The 20862-nt window shown below is 68.3% G+C and carries 23 protein-coding genes and 1 pseudogene; 12 read left to right on the forward strand and 12 right to left on the reverse strand.

Features of this window, described 5'->3' with window-relative positions:
* Positions 1–35 precede the first annotated feature (35 nt).
* The 6 genes and pseudogenes from rpmH to rsmG all read left to right on the forward strand — a co-directional run bounded on the left by rpmH (position 36) and on the right by rsmG (position 3389).
* Positions 36–173: a 50S ribosomal protein L34 gene (gene rpmH, locus ACIA49_RS30770; RefSeq protein ID WP_130386492.1), complete on the forward strand. Its 138-nt coding sequence runs from the start codon at positions 36–38 to the stop codon at positions 171–173.
* Between the two features lie 25 nt (positions 174–198).
* Positions 199–555 (forward strand): ribonuclease P protein component, encoded by a 357-nt coding sequence (gene rnpA / locus ACIA49_RS30775; RefSeq protein ID WP_396381180.1) that lies wholly within the window; start codon positions 199–201, stop codon positions 553–555.
* Positions 552–878, forward strand: coding sequence for a membrane protein insertion efficiency factor YidD (yidD, locus tag ACIA49_RS30780; protein WP_396381182.1), 327 nt, complete (start codon positions 552–554; stop codon positions 876–878). The genes rnpA and yidD overlap by 4 nt, the downstream gene beginning before the upstream one ends.
* A gap of 15 nt (positions 879–893) precedes the next feature.
* Positions 894–1877: pseudogene (yidC, locus tag ACIA49_RS30785) on the forward strand (membrane protein insertase YidC); the annotation flags it as partial.
* Positions 1878–2187: 310 nt separating this feature from the next.
* Positions 2188–2697 carry a protein jag gene (locus ACIA49_RS30790; protein ID WP_396381184.1) on the forward strand — a complete coding sequence of 170 codons (510 nt, stop codon included), beginning with the start codon at positions 2188–2190 and terminating at the stop codon, positions 2695–2697.
* Positions 2694–3389 carry a 16S rRNA (guanine(527)-N(7))-methyltransferase RsmG gene (gene rsmG / locus ACIA49_RS30795; protein ID WP_396381186.1) on the forward strand — a complete coding sequence of 232 codons (696 nt, stop codon included), beginning with the start codon at positions 2694–2696 and terminating at the stop codon, positions 3387–3389. Before ACIA49_RS30790 ends, rsmG begins: the two co-directional genes overlap by 4 nt.
* 670 nt (positions 3390–4059) lie before the next feature.
* Here rsmG and ACIA49_RS30800 read toward each other — a convergent pair.
* Positions 4060–4722, reverse strand: a complete 663-nt coding sequence (locus tag ACIA49_RS30800; RefSeq protein ID WP_396381187.1) for a hypothetical protein — start codon at positions 4720–4722, stop codon at positions 4060–4062.
* A 427-nt stretch (positions 4723–5149) separates the two neighbouring features.
* On the opposite strand from ACIA49_RS30800, the gene ACIA49_RS30805 reads away from it, so the two are divergent.
* Positions 5150–6097, forward strand: coding sequence for an AAA family ATPase (locus tag ACIA49_RS30805; protein WP_396381189.1), 948 nt, complete (start codon positions 5150–5152; stop codon positions 6095–6097).
* Positions 6094–7047: a ParB/RepB/Spo0J family partition protein gene (locus ACIA49_RS30810; protein WP_396381191.1), complete on the forward strand. Its 954-nt coding sequence runs from the start codon at positions 6094–6096 to the stop codon at positions 7045–7047. The genes ACIA49_RS30805 and ACIA49_RS30810 overlap by 4 nt, the downstream gene beginning before the upstream one ends.
* Before the next feature lie 2033 nt (positions 7048–9080).
* Here ACIA49_RS30810 and ACIA49_RS30815 read toward each other — a convergent pair.
* The 5 genes from ACIA49_RS30815 to ACIA49_RS30835 all read right to left on the reverse strand — a co-directional run bounded on the left by ACIA49_RS30815 (position 9081) and on the right by ACIA49_RS30835 (position 14032).
* The gene (locus ACIA49_RS30815; protein ID WP_396381192.1) at positions 9081–10088 is read right to left on the reverse strand and encodes a class I SAM-dependent methyltransferase; all 1008 of its coding nucleotides are present in this window, start codon (positions 10086–10088) and stop codon (positions 9081–9083) included.
* A 383-nt stretch (positions 10089–10471) separates the two neighbouring features.
* Positions 10472–10816, reverse strand: a complete 345-nt coding sequence (locus ACIA49_RS30820) for a DUF3817 domain-containing protein (protein ID WP_396381193.1) — start codon at positions 10814–10816, stop codon at positions 10472–10474.
* Entirely contained in the window at positions 10813–11640 is an 828-nt protein-coding gene (locus ACIA49_RS30825; RefSeq protein ID WP_396381195.1) for an SURF1 family protein, read from the reverse strand. Before ACIA49_RS30825 ends, ACIA49_RS30820 begins: the two co-directional genes overlap by 4 nt.
* Before the next feature lies 1 nt (position 11641).
* A complete protein-coding gene (locus tag ACIA49_RS30830; protein ID WP_396381196.1) occupies positions 11642–12589 on the reverse strand; it encodes a D-alanine--D-alanine ligase in 948 nt (315 codons plus the stop codon).
* 132 nt (positions 12590–12721) lie between these two features.
* Positions 12722–14032: a PLP-dependent aminotransferase family protein gene (locus ACIA49_RS30835; protein WP_396381197.1), complete on the reverse strand. Its 1311-nt coding sequence runs from the start codon at positions 14030–14032 to the stop codon at positions 12722–12724.
* 134 nt (positions 14033–14166) lie between these two features.
* Here ACIA49_RS30835 and ACIA49_RS30840 point away from each other — a divergent pair, with 134 nt between their 5' ends.
* The 4 genes from ACIA49_RS30840 to ACIA49_RS30855 are packed head-to-tail and all read left to right on the forward strand — an operon-like array spanning position 14167 to position 16103.
* Positions 14167–14355 carry a hypothetical protein gene (locus ACIA49_RS30840; protein WP_391544099.1) on the forward strand — a complete coding sequence of 63 codons (189 nt, stop codon included), beginning with the start codon at positions 14167–14169 and terminating at the stop codon, positions 14353–14355.
* A gap of 52 nt (positions 14356–14407) precedes the next feature.
* The gene (locus ACIA49_RS30845; RefSeq protein ID WP_396381199.1) at positions 14408–15058 is read left to right on the forward strand and encodes a GNAT family N-acetyltransferase; all 651 of its coding nucleotides are present in this window, start codon (positions 14408–14410) and stop codon (positions 15056–15058) included.
* Positions 15058–15444, forward strand: coding sequence for a DUF2784 domain-containing protein (locus tag ACIA49_RS30850; protein ID WP_396381201.1), 387 nt, complete (start codon positions 15058–15060; stop codon positions 15442–15444). The genes ACIA49_RS30845 and ACIA49_RS30850 overlap by 1 nt, the downstream gene beginning before the upstream one ends.
* Before the next feature lie 29 nt (positions 15445–15473).
* Positions 15474–16103, forward strand: a complete 630-nt coding sequence (locus tag ACIA49_RS30855) for a permease prefix domain 1-containing protein (protein ID WP_396381203.1) — start codon at positions 15474–15476, stop codon at positions 16101–16103.
* Here ACIA49_RS30855 and ACIA49_RS30860 read toward each other — a convergent pair.
* The 6 genes from ACIA49_RS30860 to ACIA49_RS30885 form a co-directional block, all read right to left on the reverse strand.
* A complete protein-coding gene (locus ACIA49_RS30860; RefSeq protein WP_391544096.1) occupies positions 16083–16409 on the reverse strand; it encodes a PadR family transcriptional regulator in 327 nt (108 codons plus the stop codon). The genes ACIA49_RS30855 and ACIA49_RS30860 overlap by 21 nt on opposite strands.
* A 9-nt stretch (positions 16410–16418) precedes the next feature.
* Positions 16419–17381, reverse strand: coding sequence for a DUF6528 family protein (locus ACIA49_RS30865; RefSeq protein ID WP_396381205.1), 963 nt, complete (start codon positions 17379–17381; stop codon positions 16419–16421).
* 56 nt (positions 17382–17437) lie between these two features.
* Complete coding sequence (locus ACIA49_RS30870) at positions 17438–18562, reverse strand: N-acetylmuramoyl-L-alanine amidase (protein WP_396381207.1); 1125 nt, start codon at positions 18560–18562, stop codon at positions 17438–17440.
* A 47-nt stretch (positions 18563–18609) separates the two neighbouring features.
* Positions 18610–18939, reverse strand: coding sequence for a thioredoxin (gene trxA / locus ACIA49_RS30875; RefSeq protein ID WP_396381209.1), 330 nt, complete (start codon positions 18937–18939; stop codon positions 18610–18612).
* 29 nt (positions 18940–18968) lie between these two features.
* Positions 18969–19955, reverse strand: coding sequence for a thioredoxin-disulfide reductase (trxB, locus tag ACIA49_RS30880; protein ID WP_396381210.1), 987 nt, complete (start codon positions 19953–19955; stop codon positions 18969–18971).
* A gap of 117 nt (positions 19956–20072) precedes the next feature.
* The gene (locus ACIA49_RS30885) at positions 20073–20837 is read right to left on the reverse strand and encodes an anti-sigma factor family protein (protein ID WP_396381212.1); all 765 of its coding nucleotides are present in this window, start codon (positions 20835–20837) and stop codon (positions 20073–20075) included.
* Positions 20838–20862 lie beyond the last annotated feature (25 nt).

Here is a 20862-nt window from a genome sequence, read left to right on the forward strand (position 1 = left end):
GACCATCGAGTTCTCGAGTAACCGGAGTCATTCCAGTGAGCAAGCGGACGTTCCAGCCGAACAACCGTCGCCGGCACAAGAAGCACGGCTTCCGTCTTCGGATGCGTACCCGTGCGGGTCGCGCCATCATCGCCGCCCGTCGGGGCAAGGGCCGCCAGCGCCTCGCGGCCTGAGCGACCCTTCGACGGTGACCACCCCGTGTTGCCTGCGTCGAACCGGTTACGCCGGTCCGACGAGTTCCGTCGCGCCGTCCGTAGTGGCCGGCGAGCGGGACGGCGCGCGGTGGTGGTTCATCTGTTGCCCTGGTCCGGTCCGGACAGCCTCCGGCCCGAACCCGCTCGTGTCGGATTCGTGGTGAACAAGGCGGTGGGCAACGCGGTTCTGCGGAACCGGGTCCATCGCCGTCTGCGCGCCGTGATGGCATCCCGTCTTCCGGAGCTTCCGGCCGGCAGCCTGACCGTCGTCCGTGCCCTTCCGTCGTCGGCCTCGGCGTCGTACGACGAACTGGTGGCGGACGTCGACGGCGCGCTGCGCAGGTTGTCCGGTGCAGGATGAGGATCGGTCTCGTGCTGCGCAACCCGGTCAAGGCCGGGATCATCGGTTTTCTGAAGCTGTATCGGCTGTTGATCAGCCCGCTGTACGGGCAGGTGTGCAGGTTCTACCCGAGTTGTTCGGCGTACGCCCTCCAGGCGGTCGAGCGCCACGGTGCGGTGCGCGGTAGCTGGCTGGCGGCGAGGAGACTCGCCCGCTGCCACCCGTGGAACCCCGGCGGCTACGACCCCGTTCCACCCACAGATGTCGACCACCGCGGAGAGTCCCTCTCCGCCAACCAGCCCGGACCGTCGGCCGACGCCGGGCCTGTGCAGCGAGGTGCTTGAGTGACGCTTCTGGCCATCCCCGGTTTGATCCCCGGATTCGCCTTGTGGGACGGGCTTGTGGGCCTGTTCAACACGGTGATGACGCCGTTGTACTGGGCCGTTTCGGCGCTGCTCGTCGGCTGGCACTGGCTGCTCGGCCACGTGTTCGACCCGGACGGCGGCTGGGCCTGGGCGCTGTCGATCGCCGGCCTGACCATCGTGATCCGGACGCTGCTGATCCCGCTGTTCGTGCGGCAGATCCGTTCCAGCCGGAACATGCAGCTGCTGCAGCCGAAGATGAAGGAGCTGCAGAAGAAGTACGGCCATGACCGGGAGAAGCTCGGTCAGGAAATGATGAAGCTGTACAAGGAGACCGGGACCAACCCGTTCTCCTCGTGCCTGCCGCTGCTGCTGCAGTCGCCGATCTTCCTGGCGCTCTTCCGGGTGCTGGACTACGCGGCCAAGGGCCAGTGGCACAGCGAGATCATGAAGTCGCACGTCGACTCGCTGCAGCACGCGAAGATCTTCGGTGCTGAGATCTCGCAGACCTTCCTGAAGGCGAACGGCGACGGCGCCGGCAACGTCAAGATCGTCGCGATCGTGCTGATCATCCTGATGACGGCGACGATGTTCACCACCCAGCTGCAGCTGATGCGCAAGAACATGCCGAAGGAGGCCCTCGAGGGCCAGGCGGCGCAGATGCAGAAGATCATGCTCTACGTCTTCCCGGTGTTCTTCCTGATCGGTGGCTTCAACTTCCCGATCGGTGTGCTCATCTACTGGTTCGTCTCGAACCTGTGGACGATGGGCCAGCAGTTCTACGTCATCCGCCGCAACCCGGCGCCCGGCACTCCGGCGTACGACGCCATGGAGGCCCGCAAGCGTGAGCACAACAAGCGCGCCGGCCGTCCGGCCGACGAGGGCCTGGCCGGTGCCGGCGATGCCGAGGGCGACACCCTGACCGACCGTCGTCCGGGTCAGCGCCAGCAGCCGAAGCGCCAGTCGCGCAGCGACCGTAAGACCGGTCCTGTCGCGGGTGAGCCGGCCGCCTCGTCCAACGGCCAGGCCGCGGACGCGCCGACGTCGAGCACCCCGCAGCAGAACGCTGCCAAGAAGCCTCAGGCCGGTGCTGCGAAGAAGCAGCCGGCCGGCAAGAAGGGATCGGGCGCCAAGCGCCAGCCCGCGGCGAAGACCGCCGCGCAGCGCCGGGCCGCCCAGAAGAAGCCGGGCTCGCGCTGATTGCGCCTGCCGCTGAGCTTGCTGCTGTGCCCTTGTTGCGATTGACCCTGGGTCCCCGTGGGGCGGGCCTCGACATGATGAAGGAGTTGCCGTGAGCGACGGCCTGGAGAACACCGAGTCGGCGAAGCCGACCGCTGCGGACCGACTGAAGGCCCTGGAGGCGGAGAGCGACATCGCTGCCGACTACCTCGAGGAACTGCTCGACATCGCCGACCTGGACGGCGACATCGATATGGACATCGACGGCGATCGGGCCGCGGTGTCGATCGTCGGCGCGGACCTGAAGAACCTGGTCGGTGAGAACGGCAAGGTCCTGGAGGCGCTGCAGGAGCTGACCCGGCTGGCCGTCTACCGGGAGACCGGTGAGCGGTCGCGGCTGATGCTGGACGTCTCGAACTTCCGGGCCAATCGGAAGTCGGAGCTGGAAGAGGTCGGCCGCAAGGCCGTCGACGAGGTGAAGGCCTCCGGCGCCGCGGTCAAGCTCGACCCGATGACGCCGTTCGAGCGCAAGGTCGTCCACGACGTGGTGGCCGCCGCCGGCCTGACCAGCGAGTCCGAGGGCGAGGAGCCCCGGCGCCGCGTGGTCGTCCAGCCCGCATGACCGATTCCGATTCCGTTTCACGTGAAACGCCGCCGCTCGTGGAGAACCTTTATCCACGGGCGGCGGCGCCGCTTGCGGCCTATGCCGAACTGCTGGCCACCGAAGGCACCCTGCGCGGCCTGATCGGCCCGCGCGAGGTACCCCGGTTGTGGGACCGGCACCTCCTGAACTGTGCCGTCCTCGAACGCCTGATCCCCGAGGACGCCTCGGTGGCCGACATCGGCACCGGTGCCGGCCTGCCCGGCATCGTGCTCGCGATCGTCCGTCCCGATCTGCACATCGACCTGGTCGAACCCCTGCTGCGCCGTACGACGTTCCTGGACGAAGCGGTCGAGGCACTCCAGCTCGAGAACGCCACGGTGGTCCGAGCCCGGGCCGAGGATCTGCCCCGGGCGTCGTACGACGTAGTGACTTCGCGGGCAGTTGCGCCGTTGGGCAAACTGGCGGGGTGGTGCCTGCCGCTGTGTGCCGAAGGGGGACTGATGCTGGCGATGAAAGGCTCGTCCGCGGAGGAGGAGTTGGAGGCCTCCGAAGACGAGTTGTCGGCCCTCGGAGCCGAGCTCTGGCACATTCATCAACTCGGCACGGATGAACTGGCCCAGCCGACGACTGTCGTGAGTATTGTGGCCGGACGTGCTGCAGGGGGATCCCGGGGCGGCCGATCAGCATCAGGTAAACGGCACAGGAGGTGAGTGGGTTGGTGAGTCGTGCCCTCGGGTGGCCCGAGAAGAGCACCGGGCAACCGAGCAAGTCACAAGGCATCGGCTGGCCAACAGACTCCTCCCCGACCACCGTCACCATCGCCGAACCCCCGGCTGGATCCCCTCTCGCCGAGGCCGCCCCCGCAGACAGCACCTCCGTCGACAACATCTCTGTAGACGCCCCCACGCATGTCGCCCCGGCGGACAGCACCCCGGCGGACAGAGTCTCTGTAGACGCCCCGACGGAGGTCATCCCGACGGACGCTGCTCGCATTGAGAGCGCGTCGCCCGATGACCCCACATCCCGGTCTGCCAGTACAGCAGAGTCGCTAGGCAGCGACGCGGCCTCCTCCGAGACTGCTCTCTTGGACGCAAGTCCCGCGCAGCAGCCATCAACAGACGCAACACCCGTCGAGGCCGCTCCTGTGGACGCGGCCCGTGCAGACGCCGCCTCTGTGGACGCCGCTCCTGTGGACGCCGCCTCTGTGGACGCCGTTCCTGTGGACGCGGCCCGTGCAGACGCCGCTCCTGCAGACGCCGCTCCTGTGGACGTCGTTCCTGTGGACGCTGCTCCTGGAGACGCGGTCCCTGCAGGCGACATCCAGGCAGACGCCACCTCCAGTGAGTCCGCGTCCGGCGATGCGACCGCGTCCGCGACCGCTCACCCAGATGCCCCCACCGCGGAGCCGACTTCAACGGATTCCGCTCGCGTGGAGGGCACTCCATCTGACGTCCCGCCTGTGGATGTGATCCACGCAGACGGCGCTTCCTCTGCCTCCTCTGAGGCTGCCGCGGCCGAGGTCGCTCCCACCGACGTTGCTCCCGCCGGGGTTGCGCCCATCGAGCCGGCCCCGGCGGTGGCTGCTCCCTTCGTGGTCGCCGCTGGTGACGCCGACCTCGTGGAGGCCTCCACCGAGCTCGCCTCGGACGACGCGCTCCCCGCGGAGGCGCCGGTGGGGCAGAGGTCCCCAGATGGCGTTGCCCCGAACAGCACTACCTCTCCGGAGGCGGCCCCTGCGGAGATGACGTCCGCGGAGATGACGTCTGCGGGGGCCACCTCTTCCTCGGCCACAACCCCGGTCGCCACCTCTCCTGTTGCTATCCCCTCGGACGCCCCATCACTGGACGCCGCCTGGCCGATCGCCACCTCCTCGGATGCCACCTCCTCGGATGCCACCTCCTCGGATGCCACCTCCCCGGACGCCACCTCCCCGGACGCCACCTCGCCGGACGCCAGCGGGCCGCTCGACAACTCGGACGGCACCTCCTCGGACGATGTCCCCTCAGATGCCTTCCCAGCGGTTGCCACCTCCTCGGGGGTCAAGCTCCCGGGTGATGCAGCTTCTGTGAACTCGGGTTCGGCGGCTCCTGTGGAAGGCGCTCCGGCCGATTCCGCTTTCGGGGGAGCGTCTGCGGGTAGCCCTGGATATCGGCCGCCGGCTGATGGGGCGGGGCTTCGGGCCGCTGCGGCCAGTGGTCTCGATCTCACTCCGCCAGCCACGCCGGATCCCGTTTCACGTGAAACGGTGAGTTCGGGAGATGATGGCGTTTCACGTGAAACGGCGTCCCTGGTCGATGCCGACACGGACCTTGCCGGGTCTCCACCGCCTGTGGATGACGACCGCACGAAACTGCCCTCTTACGCGGGGATTCGTCCACAGAGGCCTGTGGATGAAGCTGGGGGCAGACCCGCACCAACCCCCACTGACATCCTCTTCGGGCCAAGTCCCGCACCTATTGGAATGGGCGCTATGACTGCCGCACAGATCGCCGCGCGGGCCACGTCGGACGAGCTTCAGCGACGACTTCTCGAGACTCCGATCGCCGCCGCCACCGAACGGACCCTGCTGGTGAATGAAGGACGCACAATGGGCCGCGAGTTCCCGCTGCCCGCCGAGACCCGGGTCTTCGTCGTCGCCAACCAGAAGGGCGGCGTCGGCAAGACCACCACAACGGTGAACGTCGCCGCCGGCCTGGCGCTGTACGGCGCGCGGATCCTCGTCATCGACCTGGACCCGCAGGGCAACGCCTCGACGGCTCTCGGCATCGACCACTCGGAAGGCACCCCCGGTGTCTACGAGGCGATCATCGAGAACGAGCCGCTGAGCAAGCTGCTCCAGCCGTGTGCTGAGCACCCCGGCATCCAGGTGATCCCGGCAACCATCGACCTGGCCGGCGCTGAGATCGAACTCGTCAGCATCGTGGCCCGGGAGAGCCGCCTGAAGCGTGTCCTGGACGCGCACCTGGCCGAGACCGAGGCTGCCGGCGAGAAGTACGACTATGTCTTCATCGACTGCCCGCCGTCGCTCGGTCTGCTGACCGTCAACGCGCTGACCGCAGCCCGCGAGGTACTGGTTCCGATCCAGAGCGAGTACTACGCGCTCGAGGGTCTGTCCCAGTTGCTGCGCCACATCGACATGGTGAAGTCGCACCTGAACCCGGGTCTCGACGTCTCCACCATCCTGCTCACCATGTACGACGCCCGTACCAAGCTCGCCGGTGAGGTCGCTGCCGAGGTTCGGGGTCACTTCCGGGACGCGGTACTGCGGACCGCCGTCCCGCGCTCGGTCCGGATCTCGGAGGCACCGAGCCACGGCCAGACCGTGCTCGCCTACGACCCGGCCTCGGCCGGTGCACTGTCGTACCTGGAGGCTTCGCGTGAGATCGCCATGCGGAACAACCTCGAGGGAGCCCGATGAACACCCGACTCGGCCGGGGCCTGGGTGCGTTGATCCCCAGCAATCCCGCTCCCGGCACTCCGCCGACCCTCGGTAGTAAGTCGCATTCGATCCCCGGCGCACCGCCGATCGCGAAGCCCGGTCCGGAGTTGGCTGCGGTTCCCGGCGCCGAGTTCGCGGAGATCGAGGTCGGGAAGATCACCCCGAACCCGAAGCAGCCGCGCTCCGTCTTCGACGAAGAGGCGATGGAAGAGCTCGTCCACTCGGTGAAGGAGATCGGCCTCCTGCAGCCGATCGTCGTCCGCCGGCTCGACGACGACAAGTACGAACTGGTCATGGGCGAGCGCCGCTGGCGCGCCACCCAGGCCGCCGGCCTGACGACGATCCCCGCGATCGTGCGGGACACCTCCGACGACGTCATGCTCCGCGACGCGCTCCTGGAGAACCTGCACCGCAGCCAGCTGAACCCGCTCGAAGAAGCAGCTGCGTACCAGCAGATGCTCGACGACTTCGGCTGCACACAAGAGGTTCTCGCGAGCCGCATCGGTCGGTCCCGCCCGCAGATCTCCAACACGCTCCGGCTGTTGAAGCTCCCTGCCGGCGTCCAGCGCCGCGTAGCCGCCGGTGTCCTCTCAGCCGGTCACGCCCGCGCGCTACTCGGCCTCCCGAGCGGCGACGCTATCGAGCGCCTCGCTCAGCGCATCGTCGCCGAGGGCCTGTCCGTCCGCACCGTCGAAGAGATCGTCGCCCTGGGCGACATGAACGGCGACGAGCCCACTCCCGCCCGTCGGCGCAACAAGCCCGTAGCCCCGCGCCTGGTGGACCTGGCCGACCGCCTCTCCGACCGCTTCGAGACCCGCGTCAAGGTCGACCTCGGAAAGTCGAAGGGTCGCATCACTGTCGAGTTCGCCACCATCGACGACCTCGAACGCATCGTCACCCTCATGGACCCCAACAAGCCCACGGCCTAATCGTCGAGTCGATCCGATGACCGTCGACGGAATGTCCTCGCCGCGCTAGCTGTGGCCGGACAGCGCCGACGGTCCCGAATCGAGCAGTGGACGGGCCGCAGCGGTCGACGAGCCGCAGCGGTCGACCAGGCGAGCGGTCTATGTGGCGAGCGGGACCGTGAGCCGACGACGCTCGGGAGCGACCGTCGAGGGCTAAGGACGACGAAGGATTCAGGGACGACAAGGGTCGCCGGCAGCAGGATCGCTCGGGCCGCCCCGGATACGGGCAACCGTTCCCTCCCGATCCCACGGCCTAGGCATCACCTCCTACGGCCACGCCATCCCGGAGCGTCTGCGTGGATGGGCGAGCGACTGTGGTCGGCGGATGCGTAAACTCCACTCCCTCAGCGATCTCCGAGCTGCCTTCAGCGGATCTCTCAGGTGCCTCGATGTGAACCAGCCAACCCTGACTACGAGCGCCTTCTGCGAGCGTTCACTCTGCTGGCGAGGGCGGCAGGAGATGCGGGTGTCCGGTCCCCGCAGCTGCCGTCGCTCTGACGGGAGCACGACCGCTTGGGCCTGTGGCTGAGAGGGGGCGCGCTCGTCGGCCGGTATTCGCTCCTGACGGCTGACGAGCTGTACTTCCGCTCGACAGATGGGTCGTCCCCTAAGCGGCGGGCGCCTCAATGGCGTGGGGAGAAAGTTAGCCCGCCGAGGCCCAACGTCCTCCTCGAGCCTTACGCACACCGCAGTAGCTACGGCGTACCAGCTGCCAGCCGCCAGGCACCAGCCATCAGATCCGTCGCACGAGGCATCGGCAATGCAGCTGTGAGCCGCAGTCACCAGTACGTGGGGTGCTCGTCGGACTCGCGATCATGCTGCTCGGCACAGGGAATCGCGCCGCACGACAAATGACTCTCGCCGGGCCGCAGGTCGACGATCGCAGCCGAGCCGAGCTGATGTTGCAGCTTGTACGGCGGACCGCGCCGCAAGGGGCTGGGACTCCGGCGACTCGATGCCTCGTCTCCACCGTCATGGGCAGAACGGCGCTGCTGACTGAGCGGCGGTGAGGAGACGTTGGTCGGGGGCAGGCGAGCCGGCCTTGGCGGATGACCGGCGGGTTGGGGTCTACAACGGCGAGGTGGTTACGACGCGGACGGGGATGGCGAATCATGCTCGGAGGCTGGGCTGGGCTGGGCTGGGCTGGGCTGGGCTGGGCTGGGCTGGGCTGGGCTGGGCTGGGCTGGGCTGGGCTGGGCTGGGCTGGGCTGGGCCGGGGACAGCACGGGGGAAGGGAAGCGCTCGGCTGGGCAGGCCCGAGCGGGGGAGGGTAGGTGCTCGGTCGGGTGGGCGGCGAGCGGGGGTGGTCTGCTGGCGCCGTGCGGGTGGTCGGGTGGTGATGAAGCTGATGGGGATGGCGGCTCGTGCTCGGAGGCTGGGCTGGGGTGAGCCTCTTCTGAACTACGCCGACCCGGGGCTGGGGTACGGCACGGGAGAGGGAAGTGCTCGGCCGTGCGGGATGTGAGCAGGGGAAGGGGGGATGCCCGGCTGAGTGGATCCAGGCTGGTGGTGTCCCGGGGCTGAGTGACTCGCGGTGGTGCGTCTCCGAGGGTGATTGCTGGCGGGCCGATCTACCCACAGGGGGGTTGCGATGCTGTGGATGCGGTGGGGATGGCGAGCGGACTGCGGCTCGAGCCGGGGTGACGCCTGTGGTCGTCTCGTCTGACCTCCGCCGACCTGGGATGGGGGAGGGAGGTACTCGACCAGGTGGGACGCGAGCGGGGGTGGTCTGCTGGCGTCGTCCGGGTCGTCGGGTGGTGAGGTCGCGGATAGGCCGTCAGCGGGGTTGGGTGTGCGGGCGATGAAGGCGGTGAACGCGGGGACCGGGTGTTCGGCGGTTGGGCGGTTGGGAGGGGCGATATTCCTCTGTGGGACGGATTCTGCGGGCCGGAAGGGCCGGTGCATTTTTCGACGGGCTCGTTTTGAGGGCGCTGAGGATCGTGTTCACAGAGGAATATCGGGACTCCGGGAAGCGCATAGATATGTCGACAAAGCTACTTGATGACACGCGGCGTGGTTCCACGTGAAACATTGCGGGTTGCGCGGATGAGGTAGGTGGCTGGGAGGTGGGTGGCGGAGGGGCCTAGGCCGTCGTACATGTCGGCGATGGGGGACTCGGTGAAGTGGGTGAGGTGGAGGCCGGCGGAGAGGAGGGCGGTGATGATGTCGGAGGGGGGCCAGACGAAGGCGGTGAAGGGCGGAGGGTTTGGGGTGTCGCGGGCGCCGGTGGGGAGCTTGGCGTTGTCGATGGTGGAGCGCGGTGTGGTGCGGCCGAAGTAGTTGGTGGTGACAGTGGCTGTGCTCGGGCCGGTCACGGCGAGAACTTCCCAGATGGGGTGGTGGTCGGCGAGGAGGATCGAGCCGTCGGGGCGGAGGCGGTCGGCGATCAGTGTGGCCCAGGTGGTGAGGTCGGGGACCCAGCAGATAGCGCCCCAGCTCAGGTAGATGAGGTCGAGGTCGGTCAGGTCTGCGAGGAGGTCGAGCATGTCGGCCCGGCGGAAATCGACCGGGATACCTGCCTCGGAAGATTTCGTCCGGGCGAGGTCGATGGCGACCTCGGAGATGTCGACGCCGGTGACCGAGGCGCCGAGGTTCGCCCAGGAGAGGGCTTCGTCGCCACAGGAGCAGGCGAGCTGAAGAACCCGGCGGCCCGTGACATCGCCTGCGACCTCCACCTCCTCGGGGCTGAGCGCAGAACCGCCGTCGGCGAAGAACTTGGCCGGCTGACCGAGCCGCTCGCCGTGAATTGAGTTCCAGCTGGCCCTGTTGGCTGCAGTGATGTCACGGAGCCGAGGGTCGACCAGTTGCCGTTCGGCGCCCTCCGGGCCGGTGGAGTCACGGAGCAATGGCGCGCCAGTGGGATCGGCCTGAGAGGCACCCAGGAGATCGGTGGCGCCCAGGGTGACCGTCTCTGGCGGAGCAGCGTGGCCGGAAGCCGTCGTTCCCGATGAGACGGCGTCGGTGGAGCTGTGGGGCGGAGGTGGGTCGGCGGTCGGTGGCATGAAGCCGACGGTAGGGCGGGGCGGCGGACCGTCCAAACGGTTTAGCGGCCGACTAGTTCATGGATCGGTCGGCGGTGGGTGTCATCGTGCCGACGGTAGAGGCGGGGCGGCGGGCCACCCAAGTGCTTTGTTGGCCGATAAGACGGTGTCGGCGGAGGCGTGGGCCGGTGCGTCGGCGGTGGGCGCCATGGTGCCGACGGTAGGGCGGGCCGCCCAGGTGGTTTAGCGGCCGAGGAGTTCGCGGGTCGGTCGGCGGTGGATGCCGACGGCAGGGCGGGGCGGCGGGCCGCCCAAGTGCTTTTGGTGGCCGGTGAAACGGTGTCGGCGGAGGCGTGGGGCGGGTGGGTCGGCGATAGACGGTAGGGCCGAGCGCCCAAGTGGTTTTAGTGGCCGAGGAGTTCGTGGGTGGTCTTGCGCTCGGCGTAGAAGGACAGGAACGGGATGGTGCCGGCGATCGCCATCAGGACCAGGCGGGGGAGCGTCCAGCGGACCCGGCGGAAGAGGTCGAAGGTGGCCAGGAGGTAGACCACGAAGAGGAAACCGTGGAGGGGGCCGACGACGTTCATGGCCGCGGGGTTGTCGGCGAGGTACTTGAGGGGCATGGCGACGAACAGCAGGACGAGCAGCATCACGCCGACGATGTAGGCGATCACCCGGTAGCGGGTCAGCGCGCCGCGGACGGCGGGGGTGAGCTGGGTGTTGGCGGTGGCGTCGGCTGGTGAAGTCACGCTGAAACGGTACCGCTCGACCCCACAGGCTCAACCGGGCGGTCCGCCTCAGCGGGCCCGTCGTCCAACCCTGGCTCGTCCTCGTCGGAGCCGCGGTGGGCGTCGAGGACCATCCGTGCCCACATCCATAGTGTGAAGGCGGCGAAGATCCACCACTGGAAGGCGTACGCCACGTTCCGCAGGCCGGCGTGATCCGTCGGCGGAGCAGGCGGTGTCACCGCGGTCGGCGCCGGTGAAGGAACGGTGCCGGAGTCCAAGGCAGTCTGTACGACGAACGCGTCGTACAGGCGGTAATCGACCATGTGGACGAGCGTGGGGATTCGGAGTGACGAGAGCACTCGGCCCTTGGCGGCATCGCCGGATGAGTCGGCGGCCTCGGAGGACACGACCGAACCGGACAACTGCACCGGCCCACTCGGAGCAGCGGCAGCGGGATCACTCACAGACGCGATCCAACCGCGGACGACCATCACCGCGCCGTTGTCGAGCTTCACCGGGCTGACTACCCAGAAGCCGTTCTCGTCGCCGTTGCGACGGTCGGCGATGAAGACCTGGTCAGCGGCGGGACCCCAGGTCCCGGAGACCGTCACGCGTCGGCCAACCGCCTTGGCCGGAAGGCCTTCGTCGACGGAGAACAGCGACTGCAGAGCGACCGGCGCTGCCTGGGCCTGCTTGGCCGTCGCCTCGGCAGTCTTTGACCGATAGACGTCGAGCTGCCAGACGCCGAGGACCGACATCACCGCAGCGATCGCCAGCGCGAGCAGCAGCAGCGCCGACCAGCGTGGCGAGAATGCCGTCCGCCAGAGCGGTCGTTCCGGTGTCATCTCAACGAGCCGCGGCCGCAGCCAGCAGGTCGCGGCAGAGCACCCCGAGCTCGATCCCAGCGGCCTCGGCGGCGAGCGGGACCAGCGACGTCTCCGTCATCCCCGGCGCCACGTTCACCTCCAGGAACCACGGCACCCCGTCCGCGTCGACGACCAGATCCGACCGCGACAAGTCGCGCAATCCCAGCGCCACATGGGCGGTCACAGCTGCAGCAGCGCAAGCGCCCGCGACCTCAGCAGCCAACCGAGCCGGTACGACGAACTCCGTCGCACCCGCCGTGTATCGGGCCTCGTAGTCGTAGAACCCCGAGTCCGGGACGATCTCGACCGCAGGCAGCGCACGCGGTCCGTCGCCGGTGTCCACCACGGTGACGGCGACCTCGATGCCGTCGACGTACCGCTCGATCAGCGCGACAGGCCCGTACGCGTAGCAGTTCACCATCGCCGACGGCAGCTCTTCGGCCGAGCGCACGATCGATGCACCCAGGGCCGAGCCACCGCGAGCCGGCTTCACCACGAGAGGCAGACCGATTTGGCCGACGACGGCCTCCATCAAAGCAGCAGCGCCCAGCTCGCGGAAGGTGTCGTGACCGAGCACGACCGACTCCGGCGTCCGCAGTCCTGCCTTGCCGACCATGGTGGCCGCGACCGGCTTGTCGAAGGCGGTGCGGCACGCGGCCGCATCAGCGCCGACGTACGGAACGCCGTACAGGTCGAGGACCTGGCGCAGGGCGCCGTCCTCACCGGTCACGCCGTGCAGCACGGGGAAGATCGCATCGGGTGCGTCCTCGCGGAGCCGGTCGACCAGGCTCGCGTCGACATCCCGCTGCTCGACCTCGACGCCCACGCTGCGCAGGGCGTCGGCGACGCGGCGGCCCGAGCGCAGCGAGACATCCCGCTCATGCGACAGTCCGCCGGCCAGTACCAGCACTCGACCCAGATCACTCATCACACATTTCCCGATCACTCGAAGGCGACATCCGGCGGGCGCCGGTCCCGAGGCCCACTGGAACGGTACCGCTACCGAATCAACGATCCCCTGTCGCCCGGAGATCCATAGCGCAACCTTTGCCCAGAAGGGCTAACTCAACTCCGGCCCCGGCGCTTCGTAGCCGTGGCTCGCACCTGGGGTCAGCGGCCCGAACGTCTGCCGCAGCTCCAGCTCCTCGTTGATCACCGCGGCCAGTCGCGAGATGCCCTCGGTGATCCGCTCCGGCGTCGGGTGACAGTACGACAACCGCATGCACTGCGAACCGAAGCCGTCCGCGAAGAACGCCGTACCGGGCACGTAGGCGACGCGTGCCGTCACCGCTCGGGGCAGCATCGCCTTCGCATCAAGGCCTTCCGGCAACGTCAGCCAGACGTAGAAGCCGCCACCCGGCCTGGTCCAGGTCGTTGCCGCCGGCATCTTCTCGGTCAGGGCCGCGAGCATCGCGTCCCGGCGCTCGCGATACATCTCGCGGAACTGCTTCACCTGGCCGAGCCAGTCGTGCCTGGTCAGGTACGACGAGATGGCCAGCTGACTGAACACCGGCGGACACAGGGTGGCCGATTCCTGAGCCAGCACAAGCTTCTCCCGCACCGCGTGGGGTGCGACCACCCACCCGACCCGGAAGCCCGGAGCAAAGGTCTTGGAGAACGAGCCGAGGTAGATGACGCCCTCGCGGTCCTCGGCACGCAGCGCGCGCTGGGGCTCGCCGTCGAAGCCGAGCAGACCGTACGGGTTGTCCTCGAGGATCAGCAGGTTGGCCTGCTGGCAGATCTCCAGCACCCGCTTGCGGCGCTCGTCGGACAGCGAAACCCCGGCCGGGTTGTGGAAGTTCGGGATCGTGTAGAAGAACTTGATCTTCTTCCCTGCGGCGCGCACCGACGCGATCGCCTGCTCCAGTGCCTCCGGTACGACGCCGTTGTCGTCCATCGCGACATGCACGACCTCGCACTGGTACGCACGGAAGACACCGAGCGCACCGACGTACGACGGCGCCTCGACGATCACGACGTCACCCGGATCGCAGAACACCCGCGTCACCAGGTCGACCGCCTGCTGACTGCCGACCGTCACGCAGATGTCGTCCGGATGAGCCTCGATCCCTTCCAGCCGCATCACGTCGCAGATCTGGTCCCGTAGACCGGGATCACCCTGGCCGGAGCCGTACTGCATCGCGACGGCGCCGTTGTCGATCACCAGATCGCGGACCGCGCTGCCCACCACGTCGAGCGGCAGACCGGCGATGTTCGGCATCCCACCGGCGAGTGAGACCACTTCGGGCCGGCTCGCGACCGAGAACAGTGCGCGGATCTCCGATGCCGTCATGCCCTTGGTCCGTGCTGCGTACCGGTCGACATAACTGTCGAGACGGGTTTGCCGGACGTCGGGCACGTCAGTACTCACGAAGCCACTCCACAGGTCTACGAGGGGAAGGTCACCAGGCTAACCCCGATAGCCCGAACGCGCCTGGGCTGTGGAACGGCGCGACCTCTCACTACCATGCCTTATAGGGGCAGTACGGCGGAAGGCGGACGGGTATGAGCGTGGGCAAGACTGTCGGCGTCGCGGCCGGTGGGGTGCTACTGGGTGTGCTGGCCGGGTTCGCCGGTGAGCTCTTCCGGCGGCAACCAGCCGCGAAGGTGCAGCAGCGGTACGTCGCCCCCCGGGCGGCCGAGACGCCGGAGGTGCGGCCACCGGCTCCCGCTCCGGCCCCGGCGACCCGCTGAGTGGACGGGTACGCAAAGTGATCGAACTAACAGTCCACATCACGGCCACCTGATGACCCGCCGGCTGGAACCGCTGACTCTCGCTACGCTCGGCGAGATACCGGCGCCATGCCGTGACTGCGTCTTCTGGGAGCTTGACCCGGTCGCCGCCCGCCAAGCCGGCCGTAACGGTGACACCGCACTGGAGAAGGAAGCGTGGCTGTCCCAGCTCCTCCTCGACTGGGGCCCGGCCGGAGTGGTGATGTACGTCGACGACGAGCTCGCCGGCTACGCGATCTACGCGCCCTCGGTGTACCTCCCGCGGATCCAGGCGTTCCCGACCGCACCGGTCAGCCCGGATGCCGTCGTACTGGCGACGGGGCGGATCCTGCCGCGGTACCTCGGGCTCGGCCTCGGCAAGGTGCTCGTCCAGGCGGTCGCGAAGGACGTGCTGAAGCGCGGCTTCCGGGCGCTGGAGGCGTTCGGGGACTCGCGGTGGGACGGGCCCGGCTGCGTCTGGCCGACCGACTTCCTGCGAGCGGTCGGCTTCGGCGTCGTCCGCGAGCACCCGCGGAACCCACGACTGCGGCTCGATCTGCGGTCGACGATCACCTGGCGCAGCGAGATGGAGGCGGCGGTCGAGCGACTGATGGGCGCGATCCGGCCGGAGCAGACGCCGCCGGTCACAGTCCGGGAGTCCGCACCTCCGGCCCGGACGCCCTGATGCTCTGGCGGCTCCTCGCCGACGTGATGCTGGTGCTGCACGCCGCCTTCCTGCTGTTCTTCGTCGCGGGCGGATTCCTCGCCTGGCGGTGGCCGAAGGTGGTGTGGGCGCATCTGGCGGTCGCGATCTGGAGTCTGGCGATCGTCATCATCGACTACGACTGCCCGCTGACCGGCGCCGAGAAGTACTTCCTGCGCCGCGGTGGTGAGGACGTCTACGCCGGCGGCTACATCAACCACTACCTCAACGGCACGATCTGGCCCGAGGGCGCGACACCGGTGGCGGAGAAGGTCGGCTTCGCGCTCATCGTGCTCTCGTACGTCGGCTTCTTCGTTCTGCGGAGCCGGCGGCGATCGAGGGTCGGTTCAGTGAAATCCCCGACGTGAAGCCTCGTCGGTTGCCGGACAATGAGGACGTGTCCGTCGACGAGTATCTGGTGGGTCTGCGCAAGGCCCTGCCCGGCCCCCGCCGGAAGAAGGCCGACCTGCTGGCCGAGGCTCGCGACCATCTGATCGATGCCACCGAGGCGTTCGAGGCGGACGGATTCGACCGTACGGCGGCCGAACGCGCCGCAGTCGCTGATTTCGGCGAGCTGTCCGACGTGGTCCCGGCGTACCGGGACGAGCTAGCGGTCGCGCAGAGCCGCAACACGGCTGCGCTGCTGCTGGGCGTGATGCTCCTGCAGCCGCTGATCTGGCAGCCCGGAGTGTGGGCGTGGAACCAGGATGTGAGCGGGCCGAGCGATATGGCTGTCCAGCTCGAGCACTGGGTCCGCTGGATCGGCGGCCTGTCGATCGCCGGTGCGGTGGTCGCGGTGCTGGCCACCGGCTTCGGTCAGCGGATCGGCGTCGTACGACGGTACGGCCGTCGGATGACCGCCGTGTTCGCGATGGGCAGCGCGGGGGTGGTCAGCGCAGGCGGAGTGTTGATGACGCTCGAGTCGAGCTCGACCTCCGGGCACCTCGACGTGATCCCGGTCAGTGCCTTCGTGCTGCTGCCGTTGTCGCTCGTCGGAGCGCAGGCGCTACGCCTCGTTCGGGCGTAGGACCCCTTCGACCACGGTGCGGAAGGTCAGCCACTCTTCCTTGCCGGAGGCAAGCATCTTCTGTCCGGAGGACGTGAGCTGATACGTGCGCCGCTTGCGGCCGCCGACCGTCTGCCACTCGCTGGCCAGGTAACCGGCGCGCTCCAGCCGGCGCAGGGCCGGGTACAGCGTGCCGGTCGGCAGATCGAGGGCGCCACCGCTGCGCTCGAGCAGCGCCTCCATGATCGCGTACCCGTGCAACGGGTCGTGCTCGACGACCGCGAGGATCATCGGGTCCAGGTGCCCGCGCAGAACATCCGCTTTCATGTAGGCAGTCTACTCATATCGCGAGCTCCACACCCGGGCTTTGTAGATCTCCGCCCCCGGAATCGTCCGAGTGGCCGCCGGTACGTCGAAGCGCACCGTGTCGGTGCACCAGGTGGTCCGGCAGCCGCTCTTCGGGGTCGTGCGCACCTCTTGGGCGTTCGGCATGCTGTTGATGCTCTTGATCCCGGCCTCGTTCAGCGTCGTCACGATCGTGGCCGTGGACTTGCTGACTTGGTAGATCTTCGAGCCGGTCGAGACCCACAGCAGGTCATGGTTCTCCAGGACCGGAGTGAGGTCATGGCCGCCGGCGGTCAGTCCGGGGACCGAGGCGACCTCGGTCAGTTTGGGAGCGGCCGCCGTACCGGAGATCTTCAGTGCGGCGAGTTTGGTACCACCCAGCACCCACAGCACCTGTCGCGTCGGGTCCCACTGGACGCCGTGCGCGTCGGGCAGCGGGTAGCTGACATAGGCCGCGGAGGCGGAACCCTGCGACGCCGTGTAGACGCGGACGAAGCCACCGTTGCTGGCGGCAACAGCTACGTTCCCGTCCGGCAGCAGTTCGGCGCTGTGCGGATTGTTCGCCGAGCCGACGTTGGTCGCCCACAAGCGCTGACCGCTCGGGTACCCGATCAGCGCGGCGAGACCACGCGAGTCCGTGACGACAGCGACGTACGCCGTGCCCTTCATCCGCAGCTTCACGTCCGACGGCAGTCCCCAGGCACCGGTCAGGCCCGAGAACCCGTTGGCGCTGGTCGGGGACCAGGTCCACTTGAGGGCGGCCGCCGTACCCCAGTTGGCCACGGCAGGATCGAGCAACCGGATCCGGGCAGCGGACGGGCTGTCGTAGCTCTGATCAGTGACAGCCACCAAGCGGCCGGCCTCGGCGGTCGGTGCAGCCGGCGCGGCCTGCGCTGTCGGTGCCGAGGTGAGTAAGGAAGTGAGCACACAGATACTGCCGAGCAGGCGGAACATGGCAACCCCCAGGTCGGAATGTCACGGCACACAGTAGTCGTGCCGTGACAAACTCACTAGACCGTGAGTTGACCGAAGCGCAGCATGCCGGTCGCCGCGTCCTGCTCCGGCGGAAGGTAGACGCGCTGGATGGCGACCACGATCGACTCGGCGATCACATCGCGGAAGGTCGGGTCGGCCAGGCGCGCGGAGTCGTGCGGGTTGGTGACGTACCCAATCTCCAGCCGGACTGCAGGCATCTTGGTCCGGCGCAGCAGGTCCCAGGTCTTGGCGTGGGTGCGGCAGTTCAGCAGGTCGGTGCGGGCGACGATCTCGCGCTGGACCAAGCCGGCGAACTGCTCGCCGACGCTCGACGAGGCGCCGTGCAGGTCGTTGCCGTAGAAGTACGTCGCGACACCCTGAGCTTCCGGGTTCGCGGAGCCGTCGGTGTGCAGCGAGACGCAGAGGTTGGCGTCCGTCTCGTTCGCGAAGGCAGCGCGGGCGAGCTCGTCCGGCCCCTGATCGCGGCCACGAGACAGATAAGCCCGTACGCCGGTCGCTCCCAGGCGCCCCTCGATTCGGGCGGCAAGGTCGTAGGCGACGTCGGACTCACGCAGCCCGAAGCCCTCCCAGCCGTAGTCGAAACCGCCGTGGCCCGGGTCGATCACCACGGTCTTGCCGGACAACCGCGGGCCGGCCGCGCGAACGGCCTCCGAGGCGCGCAGGGCGTCCGGCCGGCCGCCGGTCGCCATCGGCTTGATCCGCTGCAGCGCCTTGAACGTCGAGGGGCCACAGGTCCCGTCAGCGGGCAGGCCCATGTTGCGCTGGAACTCGGTCACCGCGCGCTGGGTGTCCGGTCCGAAGATGCCGTCGATCCGGGCGACGGCGAACCCGAGCTCCTGCAGTTTGGCCTGCAGGGCCTGGACGTCGTCCCCGGTCTGCGGGTGCGAGACGACGAACGTCAGCAGCCGGTCACCCAGCCGCCAACGGGCGTCGTCGATCGCACGGTAGGTCTGCGGGCCGACGATCCCGTCGATCATCAGCCCGCGTTGCTGCTGGAAGCCCCGGACGGCGTGCGCGGTCGCTTCGTCGTAGACGTCATGACCGCCGGTCAGCAGCCCCAGTCGCTGCAGCTTGCCGATGATCTCGGCCACTGCCTCACCACTGTCGCCGATCCGGTACACGCCGTGCGGGCTAGCCATATGTACTGCTCCCTTGCCGTGGCGGACGGAGGTCCTACCTTGAAGAATTACGCCGTGAAGTCGGCGAGCTCCTTCAGCAGTGCCGCCTTCGGCTTGGCGCCGACGATGGACTTCGCGAGCTCACCGTTCACGTAGACGTTGATGGTAGGGATACCGGTGACACGGTAGTTGCTCGGGGTGACCGGGTTCTCGTCCACGTTCATCTTCAGGAAGGTCAGCTTGTCGCCGTGGTCCTGGTTCAGCTCCTCCAGGATCGGCGAGACCTGACGGCACGGGCCACACCACTCGGCCCAGAAGTCGACCAGGACCGGCTTGTCGCTCTTCAGCACGGTCGCGTCGAACTCGGCGTCGGTGACGGCATTCATCTTCTCGCCCACGGCGATATCTCCTTCAGAGGTTGTGAGGTTTAGACGGTGACAGGCTCGGTGGCGTCCGCGGCCGCCACGGTGTGCTCGAACTCGAGCGTGGCGAGCCAGCGCTCGGCGTCCAGTGCGGCCGCACAGCCGCTGCCGGCCGCCGTGATCGCCTGGCGGTAGGTGTGGTCGACGAGGTCGCCGGCCGCGAACACGCCCGGCTGGTTGGTCTCGGTGCTGCCCTCACGGGTCAGCACGTACCCTTCCTCGTCCAGACGAATCTGGCCGTGGATCAGCTCCGAACGCGGGTCGTGCCCGATCGCGATGAACAGTCCGGTGACCGGAAGCTCACGCGTCTGGCCGGTCTCGGTGTCGCGCAGCACCACTCCGGTCAGCTTGTCGCTGCCCTGGATCTCGGCCACCTCGGAGTTCCACGCGAACTCGATCTTGTCGTTCGCGAACGCCCGCTCGGCCATGATCTTCGACGCGCGCAGCTCACCACGACGGTGCACCAGCGTCACCTTCGACGCGAACCGGGTCAGGAACGTGGCCTCCTCGATCGCGGAGTCACCACCACCCACGACGGCGATCTCCTGCTGACGGAAGAAGAACCCGTCACAGGTTGCACACCACGAAACGCCGTGGCCCGACATCCGGTCCTCGTGCTCCACACCCAGCTTGCGGTAGCCCGAGCCCATCGCCAGGATCACCGAGCGGGCCTGGTGCACGGTGCCCGCGGAGTCCGTGACCGACTTGATCTCGCCGGTCAGGTCCATCGCGACGATGTCGTCAGCGACCAGCTCGGCGCCGAAACGCTCCGCCTGGGTGCGCATCTCGTCCATCAGCGCCGGACCCATGATGCCCTGCGCGAAGCCCGGGAAGTTCTCCACCTCGGTGGTGTTCATCAGCGCACCGCCCGCGGTGACCGATCCCTCGAACACCAACGGCTCCAGCTGCGCACGCGCGGCGTACACGGCGGCCGTGTAACCGGCCGGGCCGGAGCCGACGATGATGACATTGCGAACCACGGAGTCGCTCATGCAGGCGTTCCTCGAATCGTTGAGACGGGTACGTCGTACTCAACGGATCCTTGAGGCCGACCATTCCCACGGTACCGATTGCGGGACGCTTACGCGCCTTTGGCCCACGGGAACGGCTTAGCGATTGCGCAGAGTCACGGTGGTGTCGTAGAACGACGTACCGATGCCGCCGCCACCGTCACAGCCGGTCAGCACGAAGACCTCGATGTCACGCGGTGAACCGCTCTGCAGCCCGATCACCGTCGCCCGGGCCCCGTCGACCTTGGCCGGCTGGACCAGCCGGAGCTGGGGGTTCGGCCGACTCGAGGCGAAGGTCTTGGCACAAGTGAGCTCGGCATCGCTGCCGTTCAGCACCGGGCCACTGCTGGCCTCCAGCCACTTCTGCACCTGCGGAGCGATCTGGGCCGTGCTCAGCGACACCACGCCGGTCGGCAGGATCGCCGTCGGGTTGGTGTTCGCCGCGTTCTCGCCGGCCCGGTCCTTGGTCGCCACCACGACGCCGACACCGACCGCGGCGATCAGTACGACGGCCGCCGCCGCGCCGAGCAGCTTCGGCATGTGCCGGCGCGGCTCCTCGCGGATCTGCACGAGCGAGTGGACCCCGACCGTGGACGACCGCATCACGGCCTCGGAGTTGATCACCGCGTCGAGGTGCTCGGCGACGTCGGCCGGCATCGGAATATCCATCCGGCCCTCATCGGCGAGATCCTCGGACAGTTGCAGCAGCGCGTCGTAGGTGAGCTGGCAGTCCGGGCACGCTTTCACATGCTCACGAGCTCGGTGGGCCTCGGTGGCGGGCAGCAGGTTCTCGAGGAGGTCGGCGATGGTGTCCGTGTCGAGGTGCTCGAGGTGTTCGCTCGTCGGCAGACCGGATTCGGTCATCGTGAACTCGCCCCCAGACGGGACC

Source organism: Kribbella sp. NPDC051587 (genome assembly GCF_044453945.1).
In the GTDB taxonomy this organism is placed as follows: domain Bacteria; phylum Actinomycetota; class Actinomycetes; order Propionibacteriales; family Kribbellaceae; genus Kribbella.

Excerpts from the sequence above, each read along its gene's own strand:
- yidD (WP_396381182.1), top strand. The coding sequence starts at position 552 with ATGAGGATCGGTCTCGTGCTGCGCAACCCGGTCAAGGCCGGGATCATC.
- rsmG (WP_396381186.1), top strand. The coding sequence starts at position 2,694 with ATGACCGATTCCGATTCCGTTTCACGTGAAACGCCGCCGCTCGTGGAG.
- ACIA49_RS30805 (WP_396381189.1), top strand. The coding sequence starts at position 5,150 with ATGACTGCCGCACAGATCGCCGCGCGGGCCACGTCGGACGAGCTTCAG.
- ACIA49_RS30810 (WP_396381191.1), top strand. The coding sequence starts at position 6,094 with ATGAACACCCGACTCGGCCGGGGCCTGGGTGCGTTGATCCCCAGCAAT.
- ACIA49_RS30815 (WP_396381192.1), bottom strand. The coding sequence starts at position 10,088 with ATGCCACCGACCGCCGACCCACCTCCGCCCCACAGCTCCACCGACGCC.
- ACIA49_RS30825 (WP_396381195.1), bottom strand. The coding sequence starts at position 11,640 with ATGACACCGGAACGACCGCTCTGGCGGACGGCATTCTCGCCACGCTGG.
- ACIA49_RS30830 (WP_396381196.1), bottom strand. The coding sequence starts at position 12,589 with ATGAGTGATCTGGGTCGAGTGCTGGTACTGGCCGGCGGACTGTCGCAT.
- ACIA49_RS30840 (WP_391544099.1), top strand. The coding sequence starts at position 14,167 with ATGAGCGTGGGCAAGACTGTCGGCGTCGCGGCCGGTGGGGTGCTACTG.
- ACIA49_RS30845 (WP_396381199.1), top strand. The coding sequence starts at position 14,408 with ATGACCCGCCGGCTGGAACCGCTGACTCTCGCTACGCTCGGCGAGATA.
- ACIA49_RS30850 (WP_396381201.1), top strand. The coding sequence starts at position 15,058 with ATGCTCTGGCGGCTCCTCGCCGACGTGATGCTGGTGCTGCACGCCGCC.
- ACIA49_RS30860 (WP_391544096.1), bottom strand. The coding sequence starts at position 16,409 with ATGAAAGCGGATGTTCTGCGCGGGCACCTGGACCCGATGATCCTCGCG.
- ACIA49_RS30865 (WP_396381205.1), bottom strand. The coding sequence starts at position 17,381 with ATGTTCCGCCTGCTCGGCAGTATCTGTGTGCTCACTTCCTTACTCACC.
- ACIA49_RS30870 (WP_396381207.1), bottom strand. The coding sequence starts at position 18,562 with ATGGCTAGCCCGCACGGCGTGTACCGGATCGGCGACAGTGGTGAGGCA.
- trxB (WP_396381210.1), bottom strand. The coding sequence starts at position 19,955 with ATGAGCGACTCCGTGGTTCGCAATGTCATCATCGTCGGCTCCGGCCCG.
- ACIA49_RS30885 (WP_396381212.1), bottom strand. The coding sequence starts at position 20,837 with ATGACCGAATCCGGTCTGCCGACGAGCGAACACCTCGAGCACCTCGAC.